Genomic DNA, 13,270 nt, shown 5'->3' with positions numbered 1-13,270 from the left:
AACCACGGCGAAGACTAACAGGACGAAAGGACGATGCCACGATGAAGGGCATTTCTTATGACGAATTTTCAGGCCCCCAGTCTGATCGGGGCCGCTTTGAACGCGGCCGCGGCAGGCGTGGACCGCACGGGCACCGGGGCGGCGGCTTTGGCCCCGCGTTCGGAGCAGGATTCGGCGGCGGCTTTGGACCAGGTTATGGGCCGGGCTTTGGACCGGGGTTTGGGCGCGGACCACGAAGGGCAAGCCGGGGTGACGTCCGCTCGGCCATCCTCTCGCTCCTGGCCGAAGCGCCCTCAAATGGTTACGGACTGATCAAGGCGATTGCCGAAAAGACCGGAGGAGCCTGGCGGCCGAGCCCGGGATCAATCTATCCCACGCTGCAGCAGCTCGTGGACGAGGAACTCATTACCGCGCTCAGCGAGGGCCGCGGGACCGAATTCACCCTCACCGACGCTGGAAGGGCCTGGGTGGCAGAGCATGCCGAGGAAATGGAAGCTGCGTGGAACTCCGGACCGGACAGCCCGGACCGGGACTTCCACCAGAGCATCGGGAAGCTGATGGGAGTTATTCACCAGTTCCGCACGGGGGTCACTGAAGAGCAGCGGGCAGCAGCCATTGAGAAGCTGGACGAGACCCGCCGGGCCCTCTACAAGATCCTGGCCGACTGACCAGCAGGGGCGGGGGACTGCGCCATGGCGTGGGCCGCCGGGTTGAACGCGGCTCCCAGCTCCCCGAACGCGTAGGCGCTCTCAGCGTGCTCGGTCAGGTCAACTCCTGCAGTTTCGGCCTCGCGGGTGACCCGGAACCCGATGGTCTTGTTGATGGCCCGGCCAATAACCAGGGTCCCGATCCCGGACAGCAGCAGCGTGATCACCACAGCCACGGACTGGGCTACGAGCTGCTGGAAGCCGCCCCCGTAAAAGAGTCCGCCGCCCAGCCCGTCTACCGGGAGGGCGATGAAGCCGAGTGCCAGTGTCCCGATGAGTCCTGCGCCCAGGTGGACCCCCACCACATCGAGGGAATCATCCAGCCCGAACCGGTATTTGAGGTCCACGAAAACGGCGCAGGCTGCCCCGGCCACCAGGCCCAGGGCGATAGCGGCCACCGGGCTGATGTTGGCGCAGGACGGAGTGATGGCCACCAGCCCGGCCACCACGCCTGACGCTGCTCCCAGTGAGGTGGGGTGGCCGTGGCGGATCTTTTCCGTGGCCAGCCAGCTGAGCATCGCCGCCGCCGGAGTCACCAGGGTGTTGACCCAGATCAGGCCGGCCTGTTCGGCCGTCGTCGCCGCTCCGCCGTTGAAGCCAAACCAGCCAAACCACAGGATGGCGGCGCCCAGCATAATGAACGGGACGTTGTGCGGGCGGTGGTTGGGATCCTTGGCGAAACCGTGGCGCTGGCCCACAACCAGGGCCAGGACCAGGGCGGCCGTTCCGGAGCTGATCTCCACCACGGCGCCGCCGGCAAAGTCGATGACCTGCCCAAAAACAGCGGTGACGGCTCCATCGGCGCTCATCAGGCCGCCGCCCCAGATCATGTAGGCGAGCGGGCAGTAGACCACGGTGACCCAGACAGGAACGAACACTGCCCATGCGCCAAACTTGGCGCGGTCGGCGATGGCACCGCTGATCAGGGCCACCGTGATGATGGCGAAGGTGGCGCTGTACCCGGCCCTAATCAGGTCCGGGGAACCCATCAGGTTCTGCAGCCCGAAGCTGGCGAAGGGATTGCCGAAGATGCCCAGCACGCCGTCGCCGGTTGTCATGGAGTAGCCCCAGAGAACCCACACCACCCCGACGATGCCGGCGGAAATGAAACTCATCATGATCATGTTCAAGGCGGCTTTGGCGCGCGTCATGCCGCCGTAGAAGAGGCCGAGCCCGGGCGTCATCAGCAATACCATCGCGGCTGAAATCATCAGCCAGACATGTTGGGCAGTGATCTCCACCTGCGGGTCCCTTCGCGTTGCGCCTCGAAGCGGGGCGCTCTTGCCGGCCCTCGCATTTCCCCGCACTCCATCTTTCGGGTGGCGTGTTTCGGGAAACGCGCCTGGAAGTTGCGCTGGCGTTACAGAAAGGGCCGCGGTGTGAAGTCCCCGTGTCGAAAATGTTTCAACAATGTAAACGGCGGCCATCGGCGAGGAGCCTGCGGACATTAATGTCCGCTGGATTGCCTGGCGCGGCGCGGTGGGGTCAGGAGCGGAAGGTGAGAAGCCGTCATCGCGCTCCCCGGCGGCAGGTTACAAGGCCGTAAACGCAGGCTCACCGCCTACGCGCGTTGAATTTCCCGCGCATGGAAAACGACGACGGCGTGCCGCACGGAAAATGGGGCACGCCGTCGTCGTTCGCTGGCAAAGCCGGGGAGACCTACCCGGCCATCTTCCACCTCCAGGTGGATCAGAACTGGCGGGCGTTCGCCAGTACCGGAAGCTTGGTGCGCACCTCGTCCACTACCGAGGGATCGATATCGACGACGGCGAGTTCCGGCTTCCCGCCCAGCGCGGCTACTGCTGAGCCCAGCGGAGTGATGACAGCGCTGTGGCCGATGCCCGTAGGGGCAGTTCCAGCCGGTCCCGCGCCGATGGTCTCGGGGTCGCCCTGGCCGCAGGCCACCACGAAGGTGGTGCTGTCCAGCGCACGGGCCCGCACCAGCAGGTCCCACTGCTCCGCCTTGCCTTCCCCGGCGCCCCACGATGCGCAGACGATGTTGACCTGGGCACCCGCGCGGGCGTTCGCCGTGAACAGGGCGGGGAAACGGACGTCGTAACAGGTGGCAAGGCCGAACACGGTGCCGTTGATTTCGAAGGTCACCGGGCTGGTTCCCGGGTCCACGGTCCTGGACTCCTGGAAGCCGAACGCGTCGAAGAGGTGCACCTTGTCGTATGACGTGTCCACGCTAGGGCCGGTGACCAGCAGCGTGTTGCGGACCCTGCCGTCCTTCCCCGGAGTGAACATCCCCGCTACGATCGCAATGTCCAGTTCCCTTGACAGGGCCCGGACCTTTTCCGCCCACGGTCCGTCCAAGGGCTCAGCGACGTCCGTCAATGTGTTCCCGAACGCTCGCATGGCAGCTTCGGGAAATACCACCAGCTCTGCGCCGGCAGCCTTTGCCTGGGTAGCGTAGTCCCGGATCAGCTCCAGGTTGGCGGCAGGGTCCGCACTGCTGATGATTTGGGCGACTGCTAGACGCATGGATAGCTCCAATCTGTTGTATACATAATGTATGGGAAAAACGGCGGGTACGGCTGCGTCCGGACGGGAAAAGGCGTATTTCCACCTGCGCGAAAACGTCCTGATCGACCCCGAACTCCAGGGCCGCTTCCTCAACGAACAGGAGCTTGCCGCCGAAATTGGAGTCTCCCGCACCCCGGTCCGTGAGGCCCTGTTGCTCCTGGTCTCTGATGGGCTGGTGGAGCTGATTCCGCAACGCGGGGCGTACGTTCCGCCCGTTACTGGCCGGGAAATCTCCGAACTGATGGAACTCCGCGGCGTCCTCGAGACCCATGCAGCCCGGCTGGTGATCGCTGAGAACCGGGTGCCCTCCGAGCTGATGCAGGAGACCCTGGACCTCCAGGCCCGAATCCCGGACACCAGCGAGCCTGATGACGCCCGCGAGTTTATCCGTTTGGACACGCTTTTCCATCAGCAGCTCATTGACGCGGCTGGCAACGAGCTTATTTCCCGGACCTACAGCAAGCTTCACGTCCGGCAGATCCTGGTGGGGGTTGCCGCCCTGTTCCGGACGGGCGGCCGGCGCCAGGACGTGTGCGCCGAACATCAGGGGATCCTCGACGCATTGGTGTCCGGAGATGCCGACCAGGCTCAGAAGGCGATCGACGAGCATCTGGCTGTCACGCGGGATATCCTCCTCCGGACCTGAAGCAGTCTTGTCCACGTGACGCGGCTGCAAGGCCTTGTGGCCACGCCACGTGGACAAAACTTTTCCGTTGGTCAGCGGGATTCGCCCACGCCCGACGCCCGGGCTGCGTCGCTGGCTCCTTCCAGGAGGAGCCGGTAGTCCTGGTCCTCCACGGTGTCATTGTCGCGGCCCATGGCTAGCCCCACCACGGTCACGACGGCGGCAACGGCCACGTAGATGGCCACCGGAACCCAGGTGCCGAACTGTGAGAGCAGCACCGTGAACATCAGCGGCGCGATGGCGCCGCCGATCACGCCAGCGAACGTGTAGGCAAGGGAACTTCCGGTGGACCGAAGCCGGGGCGAGAACTGCTCCACAATAAAGGCCGCCTGCGGACCGTACATAAATGAGTGCGCCATGAGGCCCAGGACGATGCCGATGATCAGCATCGGCTGGTTGTTGCCGCCGAGAATGGCAAAGAAGATGAACGTCCAGACGGCGCCGACCACCGCACCCACTCCGTAGACCAGGCGACGGTTGAACCTGTCGGACACGGCGCCGGCCAGCGGGATCATAAAGAGCTGGAAGGCGGAACCGATCAGGACTGCGGTGAGTACTTGGTTGCGCTCGTAGCCCAGGGACTGAATGCCGTAGGTGAGCGTAAACACGGTGAACAGTGCGTACAGCACGTCAGGTCCCACGCGGGAGAGGATGGCGGCGATCAGTGGGCGAAGTTCATGGCTGAACACCTCGCGGATGGGGGCATGGGGCTGTTCGCCATGGGCCGCGATCGCCTTGAAGACAGGAGTGTCTTCCAGCCGGAGGCGGATCCACAGGCCAAACGCGACCAGCAGCGCCGACACAAGGAAGGCGATACGCCAGCCGAAGCTGAGGAACTGTTCCTCCGTAAGCATCAGGGTCAGGACTGCCAGCGCGCCGTTGGCGAGGAGGTTGCCGGCAGGCGGACCCACCTGTGCGGCGGAGGCCCAGAAGCCCCGCCGGTGCGGATCGCCGTACTCGCTGGAAAGCAGGACGGCCCCGCCCCACTCGCCGCCCACGCCCACGCCCTGCGCGAACCGCAGGAGCACCAGGATGATGGGCGCTGTGATGCCGATGGCATCGTATCCGGGCAGGACGCCGATCAGCACCGTGGCCACGCCAATGATCATCAGCGTGGTTACCAGCACCTTCTTGCGGCCGATGCGGTCGCCCAGGCGGCCGAAGATGATCCCGCCGACCGGGCGGGAGACGTAGCCCACGGCGTAGGTGGAGAAGGCGAGGATAGTGCCCGTCAGGGGATCGCTTGCCGGGAAGAAGACGAGGGGAAAGACGACGGCGGCGGCTGCTGAGTAGACGGCGAAGTCGTACCACTCAAGGGCTGTCCCGGTGAGGCTGGCGGCAAAGGCCTTATAAAGACCCTTGGGATGGATGGGCGGGTGCGGCGCCGCCCCGTGAGCCGGAACTGGAGAGTTGCTCATTGTGTCCTCCACGGAGTGTTCAAAGGTGACGCCTGTCACGCTGGCGTATAATGTATACATTACGCATACTGGTTGTACATTGGCGACCCTTTCCGGTTTCCGGTTTGTTATTTTTTTCCAGCAGCACCTCGAAAAAGGACGGATCCACCATGACGGTTCTCAGCTTTGAACTTCCCGACGGCAGCACCAAGGATGTGGAGGTCAAGCATCTTCTTAATGCCGGCTATGCGGGACGCGAGCAGGATGAGGTCCAGGCGCACATCGCTGAACTGGCAGAGCTTGGCGTCCCGGGACCCACCACCACCCCCGCCCTCTACCCGGTGTCGCCCTACCTGGCGCAGCAGGTGTCCGAGGTGCGCGTGCAGCACGGACGGACGTCGGGAGAAGCGGAGTGGGCGCTGGTGATCGCGGACGACGGCGTCCTGTTGACGGTGGCCTGCGACCACACTGACCGGGAGCTCGAAGTCCATGGCGTGGCCTGGAGCAAGAACGCGAGCCCGGACGTCCTGGGCCGGAAGGCATGGCGGCTCGACGAGGTGCGTGACCACCTGGACAAAATTACGCTGAAGGGCTGGGTGGGGGAGGGGGAGACTCCGGACACCCTCATCCAGGACAGCACGCTGGAGGCGCTGCTGACCCCGGATTACTGGCTGGAGGTCCTGACAGAGCGCGGTCTGAACCAGCCCGGCACCCTGCTCATTTCCGGCACCGTAGCCATGACAGGGGGCGTAAACCAGTTCGCCCGCAGCTGGAAAGTGGAAATGGCCGACCCCGTCACCGGGTTGTCCGTGGATGCCCAGTACGTGGTGGAGCAGATGCCGGAACCCATCGGCTGAACATGCAGCCCGGCTGCGGAGTGGGGGCTACTGCTTGTAGCCCTCAACTTCGCTGACGGGGCGGGCCTCGGCTTCGTTGGGGTTTTCGCCTGATTCCGCTTTGGCCCTGCGCTGGCGGAGCAGGTCCCAGCACTGGTCAAGGCTTTCCTCCACCTGCCTCAGCCTGGCCCGGTCCGGCGCCTGGCCGTCTCCGGATCCCTCGCGGAGTGTGTGCTCCTCCTCCACCAGGGCCTGGATGCGGCTCAAAAGATCCTCGTTGTTCATGTCTGCCCCTTTCGCCGGAAACGATTCCCTCAGGGTACGCCTGTACCATCAGAATCATGCCCACTGTGCTTGATATGGCAGGTCCAATCCTGGAAATGCTCACTTGGTTGTGCCTGCCCGCCGGGCTGGGATTGCTCTTCTACACCGGCTTCCTGCGCCGCTTTGTGCATCCGTGGGCCGTGGCCGAGGCTGTGGTGTACTCGGACAGCAGCGGCGTGGGCTTCCGCTGGTTCGACCGGAAGTACCAGGTGCACCACGCGCCAATGTCGCCACACGACATCAAAGACCTCGCAGTGGGCGATACCCTCCCGATCTACTACCATCCCAAGCGGCCCACGCAGTGGCAGATGGCAGCTCCGGAAGAGGCTGGAAAAACGGCGGCCGTGCTGGGCCGTTGCCTCACCGGTATCGGTGCCGTGGCGTTCCTCGCGGGGTTTGTCCTGCCGATGTTCTAGGGCAGGATCGCCGGGAGCCCTTCAGCCGGCAAGGACGACGCCGATGCCGAGGCCGCCCAACGCAACCCCCGCAGTAGCCGTCCACAGCACGGCGGTGACGTCGGCGTCGACATTCTCCCTTGCAATGCCGCGTGAGCTGGCGCTGTAGCGGCGGCGCTGCGTGAAGTAGATGGCTGCAGCCGCCCCCGCAGCGACGGCGAACATCAACAGGATGGGCAGCCCGTGGGTAGGAAGCCAGCGCAGGAAGATCGCGCTGACTGTCACCAGCGCCATCATCGTCCTGCCCCAGGCGAGCGTGGTGCGCTCCGGCTGGAGGCCGGGATCGCGGTGACCCCCGGCGGGGTGCGTGGCCGTCACCGGTCAGCGCCAGAGGATGAAGACCAGCACGACGGCGGCCGCGACCGCCCCTGCCCCCGCAAGCAGCGGGACAATAAGCGGCAGCGGCAGCGGCGCCTTGTTGCGCATGCTTCGTTCCACCCGCAGCCACCGCACTGCCGCCCCCGCGCTCAGCAGCATGCCCAGCAGGAGCAGCACCACCGCCAGTCCTTTTCGGACGGGCTCCAGGAAAAGGTCCGCGGTGAAGGCCTCGATGGCAATGCCGCCGGCCAGGAGCGCCAAGGACGTTCGGATCCAGGCAAGGAAGGTGCGTTCGTTCGCCAGGGTGAACCGCGGGTCCGGTTCCTCCCCGCCGGGCAGCAGCCGCTCGGCAATTTTCCCACGCGACGGCGGGGTGTTGGCCCTGGCGGGCTGCTCGCTGTTGGTCACGCTGCCAGTTTAGCCAGCGGTGTTGCCCTGGCCGCCTGCGGTGCGGGGCGGCAGCCGGTTAGCTTTCGTGCTGTGCGGCGCCCGCCCAGAGCAGGCTGTACTGGGATCAGCCCGCGTTCCGTGGCACGAACATAATCACGGCAACGCCCAGCAGGCAGATGAGGGACCCGGCCACGTCCCAGCGGTCGGGGCGGAAACCGTCAAAGATCATGCCCCAGGCCAGCGAGCCGGCGACGAACACCCCGCCGTAGGCTGCCAGGATTCGGCCGAAGTGGGCGTCCGGCTGAAGCGTTGCCACAAAACCGTAGAGGCCCAGGGCTATCACGCCCAGGCCGGCCCACCACCAGTCCCTGCCTTCGCGGACCGACTGCCATACCAGCCAGGCGCCACCGATTTCCGCGGCTGCTGCGATTGTGAACAGCACAACTGTTTTGGCGATGGTCGCAGCTTCTTCAGAAATACCCACCCGGCCATCATGCCAGCCGGGAATGCCCGCCGCCCCGCTGCAGTTGGGGCAGGTATGGAGCGCATCGGATTCCTTTCTTTCGGCCACTGGGGCCCCGGCCACGGTTCCCGCACCCGGACTGCGGGAGACGCCCTCCTCCAGGCCATTGACCTTGCAGTCGCTGCCGAGGAACTGGGGGTCAACGGGGCATTCTTCCGCGTCCACCATTTCGCCCGGCAGCAGGCCTCGCCGTTTCCCCTGTTGTCTGCCATTGGTGCACGGACGACCCGGATCGAAATCGGCACCGGCGTGATCGACATGCGATACGAGAATCCCTTGTATATGGCAGAGGAGGCCGCCGCGGCCGATCTCATCAGCGGGGGCCGGCTCCAGCTGGGGATCAGCCGCGGCTCACCGGAGCCCGCCCGGGAAGGGGCGGCTGCGTTCGGCTACCGCCCGCAACCGGGAGAGACTGACGCGGACATGGCGCGCCGCCATACAGCCCTGTTCCGGAAAGCCATCAGCGGAGCCGGAGTGGCGGAAGCGGATCCCCGCTATGCCGGCGGTACAACCGGCCTCCTGCCCGTCCAGCCGCAGTCGCCAGGCCTGGCCGAGCGCATCTGGTGGGGAGCCGGCAGCAGGAAGACAGCCGTCTGGGCCGCGGAACTGGGCATGAACCTGATGAGCTCCACCCTGCTCACAGAGGACACCGGCGTACCCTTCCATGAACTCCAGGCGGAGCAGATCCAGTTGTTCAAGGACGCCTGGGCTGCAGCCGGGCACCAGCACGCGCCCCGTATTTCGGTCAGCCGCAGCGTGCTTCCCATCGTGGACGAGGAGGACAGCCGCTACTTCGCGGGCAGTGCCCTGCGCGACAGCCGGGACCAGGTGGGCGTCATCGACGGTCTGACCGCCCGGTTCGGGAAAAGCTACGTGGGCGCCCCGGACTTCCTGGCCGAAGAACTCGCTGCGGACACAGCGGTACAGGCTGCAGACACCCTGCTGCTCACGGTCCCCAACCAGCTCGGCGTTGAGTTCAATGCCAAACTCCTGGCAAACGTCACCCGATATATCGCACCGGCACTAGGGTGGCCGCCGCCGTTCTCCTGACCAGCCGTAATGTCTCCGGTCATAATCAAATTTCTCGGCGGAAGCAGGGCTTTGACGATACAATAAGCATGCTTACTGAAATACGGGGAACCTTCCGCAGGCCGCAGCCGTTACTCTTATAGTGCGGCTTTGGGGGCTTAGCGCCCTTACTACAGCGTGACTGCGGAACGGTCATATGACGGAGAGAGAGAAATATGGCCCGCGCCCTTTTAGGCTTTAACCCATGATCCGGCTACGTCAGCTGGCCCAGGCGGCCTCAGTCCTCACAACGCCCTTGACCCCGGAGGACATCCTCGCGTTGTTCAATCCGGTCTACTCGGCGCGGCAGCTTCGTGGTGTGGTCACCCGCGTAGTGCAGGAGACGGCACAGTCCGCAACCATCTTTTTCCGGCCCGGCCGCGGCTGGCACTCCCACTTGGCGGGCCAATGGGCGCGGATCGGCGTCGAACTCGATGGCGTCCGCCACTGGCGGTCCTACTCCCTGAGCGCCCCGGCGGGCAAGGACCCCGCCATCACTGTGACCGACGTCGGTGCAGTCTCCGGAACCCTAGTACGCACCACCCGCCCGGGCGACGTCCTGTTCCTGGCACCTCCGCAGGGTGACTTCGTGCTGCCGGAGCACCCCCGGCCCCTGCTGATGGTGACCGCGGGCAGCGGCATCACTCCGGTGATGTCCATGATCCGCACCCTTGTTCCACGACGTCCTGATGCCGACGTCGTCCTGGTCCACTCAGCGCGCACCCCAGGTGACAGCCTCTTCCGCGAGGAACTTGCCGAGCTCGCCGACCAGTTCCCCAATTTCCGCCTTGCACACTGGTTTACCGGCGAGCAAGGCCGCATGGACCTCACCAACACCAAGCAGCTGGACGAGATCTGCCCGGACTGGAAGGACCGCGCGGCCTACGCCTGCGGGCCGGACAGCTTCCTGGACGACGCCGAGGCCCTGTGGAAGCGCGCAGCGCTGACCACCGCCGCCCCCGGCTCGGACGTCGCGGTGGCTGGCAGCGCCGGCAACCTCATGATCGAGCGCTTCAATACAACCTTCGAAGGCGGCGTCGGGCACGACGGCGGCCTGGTCACCTTTGAAGCTTCGGACCGTGAGGTGGAAGCCGACGGCGACACCCCCATCCTGGACGTCGGGGAGGACGCCGGCGTGCTGATGCCCAGCGGTTGCCGCATGGGCATCTGCCACAGCTGCCTCACCCCGCTCCTGTCAGGGCAGGTCCGGGACCTCCGAACCGGGGAAGTCCATGGCGAACCCGGCCAACTGATCCAAACGTGTGTCTCGGCAGCCGCCGGACCCGTCAACCTCGAAATCTGAGGAGCACCAGGTATGACTGTAATTTCACCGAGCAAAACCAACCCCGCCGAAGGCACTGCAACCGGAGGGTCAAGGACGCGCCCCGGAAAGCTCGCCGAGTCCGGCAGCCCCACGGTTCGCCCGCCCGCTGCAGCGCACCTCTCGGACGAGCAGGTAGCGGAACTTGGCCGCGAGCTGGACGCGATTCGCGATGAGATCCTGGCCAAGCGCGGGGCAGCGGACGCTGCCTACATTCGCCGTGTGATCAAGGTCCAGCGCGGCCTGGAGATCTCCGGCCGTGCTGCACTGCTGGTCAGCAAGAACAAGGCCGCCTGGGTCACCGGAACCACACTGCTCAGCTTGGCCAAGATCCTGGAAAACATGGAGATCGGACACAACGTCCTGCATGGCCAGTGGGACTGGATGCGGGACCCGGACATCCACTCCACCACCTGGGAGTGGGACTTCGTCACCCCGTCGCGCTCCTGGCAGCACACCCACAACGACCTGCACCACCGCTGGACGAACGTGGTTGGCAAGGACAACGACGTCGGATACAACCTCCTGCGCATGGACGAACAGCAGCCGTGGAAGCCCGTCAACCTGGCCAACCCGCTGTTCAATGCCATTCTGGCGCCCCTCTTCGAGTGGGGCATTGCCATTTACGACCTTGAGCTCACGGAGTTCAAGGAAGGCAAGAAGTCCAAAGAGGCGCTGCTCAAGGACCTGAAGGCCCTCGGCAAGAAGGTTGTCACCCAGTTCACCAAGGACTACGCCGCAACCCCTGCCGTGGCCATGCTCACGGGCTCCGGCAAGCAGGCGCTCTACGGAACCTTGACCGCCAACGCTGTCCGCAACGTCTGGGCGCACGCCGTGATCTTCTGCGGTCACTTCCCCGAAGGCACAGACACCTTTACTGAGGAAATGGCCGAAGGCGAAACCCGCGGCGACTGGTACATCCGGCAGATGATCGGGTCCGCCAACATCTCCGGGTCAAAGTTTATGCACATCATGACCGGAAACCTGTCCCACCAGATCGAACACCACCTCTTCCCGGACCTGCCGTCCAACCGGTACGCCGAGGTGGCGCCCAAGGTCCGCGAGATCTGCCAGCGCTACGGCCTGAAGTACACCACGGGACCGCTGCTGAAGCAGGTTGGATCCACCTGGGGCAAGATCTTCAAGCTGGCTCTTCCGGGCAAGGCTGCCGGCGCCTGATCCAAGCACCGCCTGTTCAGTACTGAAGGCACCTCCGGTACCGGGATTCCCGGCACCGGAGGTGCCTTTTTGTCTCTGCCCCCGGACGCTCTCTCACCTACCGTGGGTTTTCCGGCGACGCTCTCTCACTTAACGCGGGTTTTCCGGCGACGCTCTCGCACTTTCGGCGGGTTTTCCCGGGGCGCTCTCTCAACCAACGCGGGTTTTCCGGCGACGCTCTCTCACTTACCGCGGGTTTTCTCCAATCGATGGCTCACATTTGCTCGCCCACGCCGCATAATTGAACCCACAGCCGCCACGGCCTATGGAGGAATCATGCGGATTCTCGGAGCTCTTGTTGTCATCTGGCTAATCATCGGCGGTGTGGCCGCGTGGCAGCGCGGCTACTTCGGTTCCGCGCCGGGGAACTGCGCGCAAGCAGGGACGATAGCGATCACTATCGTCGCCGGCCCGCTGAACTATATGGGTGCCAATCCCCAGATATCCTGCGAGCTTCCGCAGCCCTCACAGTAGCGTGGAGCACGGCGGGCCACCCTAGAGTAGGAACTGCGCGGGCAAAGCATTTCCCGCCCGCATTGATCCCACAGTCTCGAAAGGACCGCCGCGATGGCTTTCATCACCGTTGGAACTGAAAACAGCACTGACATCGAGCTTTACTACGAGGACCACGGGTCGGGCCAGCCGGTGGTGCTGATCCACGGCTATCCCCTGGACGGCGCTTCCTGGGAGAAACAGACTGCGGCACTGCTGACTGCCGGCTACCGGGTAATCACCTATGATCGCCGCGGCTTCGGGAACTCGAGCAAGACCACTGAGGGATACGACTACGACACGTTCGCTGCCGATCTCAACACCATTTTGACAACTCTGGACCTCAGCGACGCGGTGCTGGTCGGCTTCTCCATGGGTACCGGCGAAGTGGCCCGTTACCTGAGCACCTACGGCTCGGCACGGGTAGCGAGGGCGGCGTTCCTCGGCTCCCTCGAACCTTTCCTGCTGAAGACCGACGACAATCCAGACGGTGTTCCGCAGGAGGTCTTCGACGGGTTGAACCAGGCTGTCACGGCAGACAGGTACGCGTTCTTCACCGAATTTTTCAAGAACTTTTACAACACTGACACCTTTCTTGGCACGCCCCGCCTCAGCCAGGAGGCAGTCAATGCCAGCTGGAACACGGCCTCCGGCGCAGGAGCCACTGCTTCGGTGGCAGCGCAGCCCACCTGGCTCACGGACTTCCGGCAGGACATCCCCAAGATTGACGTTCCTGCGCTGATCCTCCACGGCACCGCGGACAACATCCTTCCCATTGACTCCACCGGACGGCTGTTCGCCAAGGCCCTGCCCAGCGCGGAGTATGTGGAGATCGAGGGCGCCCCGCATGGCCTGCTGCTGACCCACGCCGCAGAGGTCAATGAAGCGCTGCTGCGCTTCCTCGCCCAGTAGTCCCGCCTTACGCCGGCACCTTCGGCGACGGTGGTAGTCCGCCGTCGCCGAAGGTGATGGAGCGTTTCGGGAAGATGCGCCATAGGTGATGGCGCGTT

General features: G+C 64.8%; 16 protein-coding genes. 9 read left to right on the top strand and 7 right to left on the bottom strand.

Annotated elements, in window-relative coordinates:
• The first annotated feature begins 41 nt into the window (after positions 1–41).
• Positions 42–668: a PadR family transcriptional regulator gene (locus AC5RUQ_RS13015; protein ID WP_493947760.1), complete on the top strand. Its 627-nt coding sequence runs from the start codon at positions 42–44 to the stop codon at positions 666–668.
• On the opposite strand, the gene AC5RUQ_RS13010 is transcribed toward AC5RUQ_RS13015, so the two are convergent.
• Positions 647–1,948, bottom strand: a complete 1,302-nt coding sequence (locus AC5RUQ_RS13010; RefSeq protein ID WP_493947759.1) for an ammonium transporter — start codon at positions 1,946–1,948, stop codon at positions 647–649. The genes AC5RUQ_RS13015 and AC5RUQ_RS13010 overlap by 22 nt on opposite strands.
• A 448-nt stretch (positions 1,949–2,396) precedes the next feature.
• Positions 2,397–3,191, bottom strand: a complete 795-nt coding sequence (locus AC5RUQ_RS13005; protein ID WP_493947758.1) for a carbon-nitrogen hydrolase family protein — start codon at positions 3,189–3,191, stop codon at positions 2,397–2,399.
• Between the two features lie 31 nt (positions 3,192–3,222).
• Between AC5RUQ_RS13005 and AC5RUQ_RS13000 the strand changes: the two genes are divergently transcribed.
• Entirely contained in the window at positions 3,223–3,879 is a 657-nt protein-coding gene (locus tag AC5RUQ_RS13000; RefSeq protein ID WP_493947757.1) for a GntR family transcriptional regulator, read from the top strand.
• Between the two features lie 71 nt (positions 3,880–3,950).
• On the opposite strand, the gene AC5RUQ_RS12995 is transcribed toward AC5RUQ_RS13000, so the two are convergent.
• Positions 3,951–5,336, bottom strand: a complete 1,386-nt coding sequence (locus AC5RUQ_RS12995; RefSeq protein WP_493947756.1) for an MFS transporter — start codon at positions 5,334–5,336, stop codon at positions 3,951–3,953.
• A gap of 149 nt (positions 5,337–5,485) precedes the next feature.
• On the opposite strand from AC5RUQ_RS12995, the gene AC5RUQ_RS12990 reads away from it, so the two are divergent.
• On the top strand, positions 5,486–6,172 hold the full coding sequence (locus AC5RUQ_RS12990; protein ID WP_493947755.1) for a DUF2848 domain-containing protein: 687 nt from the start codon (positions 5,486–5,488) through the stop codon (positions 6,170–6,172).
• A 27-nt stretch (positions 6,173–6,199) separates the two neighbouring features.
• Here the strand turns inward: AC5RUQ_RS12990 and AC5RUQ_RS12985 are convergent, their stop codons facing one another.
• Positions 6,200–6,436 carry a DUF2630 family protein gene (locus AC5RUQ_RS12985; RefSeq protein ID WP_493947754.1) on the bottom strand — a complete coding sequence of 79 codons (237 nt, stop codon included), beginning with the start codon at positions 6,434–6,436 and terminating at the stop codon, positions 6,200–6,202.
• 56 nt (positions 6,437–6,492) lie between these two features.
• On the opposite strand from AC5RUQ_RS12985, the gene AC5RUQ_RS12980 reads away from it, so the two are divergent.
• Positions 6,493–6,891, top strand: a complete 399-nt coding sequence (locus tag AC5RUQ_RS12980; RefSeq protein ID WP_493947753.1) for a hypothetical protein — start codon at positions 6,493–6,495, stop codon at positions 6,889–6,891.
• A 21-nt stretch (positions 6,892–6,912) separates the two neighbouring features.
• Here the strand turns inward: AC5RUQ_RS12980 and AC5RUQ_RS12975 are convergent, their stop codons facing one another.
• The 3 genes from AC5RUQ_RS12975 to AC5RUQ_RS12965 form a co-directional block, all read right to left on the bottom strand.
• Positions 6,913–7,248, bottom strand: coding sequence for a DUF202 domain-containing protein (locus AC5RUQ_RS12975; RefSeq protein WP_493947752.1), 336 nt, complete (start codon positions 7,246–7,248; stop codon positions 6,913–6,915).
• A 3-nt stretch (positions 7,249–7,251) separates the two neighbouring features.
• On the bottom strand, positions 7,252–7,656 hold the full coding sequence (locus AC5RUQ_RS12970) for a YidH family protein (RefSeq protein WP_493947751.1): 405 nt from the start codon (positions 7,654–7,656) through the stop codon (positions 7,252–7,254).
• Between the two features lie 106 nt (positions 7,657–7,762).
• Positions 7,763–8,122 (bottom strand): YnfA family protein, encoded by a 360-nt coding sequence (locus AC5RUQ_RS12965; protein ID WP_493947750.1) that lies wholly within the window; start codon positions 8,120–8,122, stop codon positions 7,763–7,765.
• Between the two features lie 54 nt (positions 8,123–8,176).
• Here AC5RUQ_RS12965 and AC5RUQ_RS12960 point away from each other — a divergent pair, with 54 nt between their 5' ends.
• From AC5RUQ_RS12960 to AC5RUQ_RS12940, 5 genes are all read left to right on the top strand, one after another.
• Positions 8,177–9,211 (top strand): LLM class flavin-dependent oxidoreductase, encoded by a 1,035-nt coding sequence (locus AC5RUQ_RS12960; protein WP_493948128.1) that lies wholly within the window; start codon positions 8,177–8,179, stop codon positions 9,209–9,211.
• A gap of 223 nt (positions 9,212–9,434) precedes the next feature.
• Complete coding sequence (locus tag AC5RUQ_RS12955; protein WP_493947749.1) at positions 9,435–10,532, top strand: ferredoxin reductase; 1,098 nt, start codon at positions 9,435–9,437, stop codon at positions 10,530–10,532.
• 12 nt (positions 10,533–10,544) lie between these two features.
• Positions 10,545–11,729 carry a fatty acid desaturase family protein gene (locus AC5RUQ_RS12950; RefSeq protein ID WP_493947748.1) on the top strand — a complete coding sequence of 395 codons (1,185 nt, stop codon included), beginning with the start codon at positions 10,545–10,547 and terminating at the stop codon, positions 11,727–11,729.
• 315 nt (positions 11,730–12,044) lie between these two features.
• Complete coding sequence (locus tag AC5RUQ_RS12945) at positions 12,045–12,242, top strand: hypothetical protein (protein ID WP_163166235.1); 198 nt, start codon at positions 12,045–12,047, stop codon at positions 12,240–12,242.
• A gap of 93 nt (positions 12,243–12,335) precedes the next feature.
• A complete protein-coding gene (locus AC5RUQ_RS12940; protein ID WP_493947747.1) occupies positions 12,336–13,172 on the top strand; it encodes an alpha/beta fold hydrolase in 837 nt (278 codons plus the stop codon).
• Positions 13,173–13,270: the final 98 nt, after the last annotated feature.

The sequence above is a fragment of the Arthrobacter sp. MDT2-3 genome (assembly GCF_059090465.1).
This window is presented reverse-complemented; position numbering and strand designations above follow the sequence as displayed.

Coding starts and splice junctions, on each gene's coding strand:
- AC5RUQ_RS13015 (WP_493947760.1), top strand. CDS start 42: ATGAAGGGCATTTCTTATGACGAATTTTCAGGCCCCCAGTCTGATCGG.
- AC5RUQ_RS13005 (WP_493947758.1), bottom strand. CDS start 3,191: ATGCGTCTAGCAGTCGCCCAAATCATCAGCAGTGCGGACCCTGCCGCC.
- AC5RUQ_RS13000 (WP_493947757.1), top strand. CDS start 3,223: ATGGGAAAAACGGCGGGTACGGCTGCGTCCGGACGGGAAAAGGCGTAT.
- AC5RUQ_RS12995 (WP_493947756.1), bottom strand. CDS start 5,336: ATGAGCAACTCTCCAGTTCCGGCTCACGGGGCGGCGCCGCACCCGCCC.
- AC5RUQ_RS12990 (WP_493947755.1), top strand. CDS start 5,486: ATGACGGTTCTCAGCTTTGAACTTCCCGACGGCAGCACCAAGGATGTG.
- AC5RUQ_RS12985 (WP_493947754.1), bottom strand. CDS start 6,436: ATGAACAACGAGGATCTTTTGAGCCGCATCCAGGCCCTGGTGGAGGAG.
- AC5RUQ_RS12980 (WP_493947753.1), top strand. CDS start 6,493: ATGCCCACTGTGCTTGATATGGCAGGTCCAATCCTGGAAATGCTCACT.
- AC5RUQ_RS12960 (WP_493948128.1), top strand. CDS start 8,177: ATGGAGCGCATCGGATTCCTTTCTTTCGGCCACTGGGGCCCCGGCCAC.
- AC5RUQ_RS12955 (WP_493947749.1), top strand. CDS start 9,435: ATGATCCGGCTACGTCAGCTGGCCCAGGCGGCCTCAGTCCTCACAACG.
- AC5RUQ_RS12950 (WP_493947748.1), top strand. CDS start 10,545: ATGACTGTAATTTCACCGAGCAAAACCAACCCCGCCGAAGGCACTGCA.
- AC5RUQ_RS12945 (WP_163166235.1), top strand. CDS start 12,045: ATGCGGATTCTCGGAGCTCTTGTTGTCATCTGGCTAATCATCGGCGGT.
- AC5RUQ_RS12940 (WP_493947747.1), top strand. CDS start 12,336: ATGGCTTTCATCACCGTTGGAACTGAAAACAGCACTGACATCGAGCTT.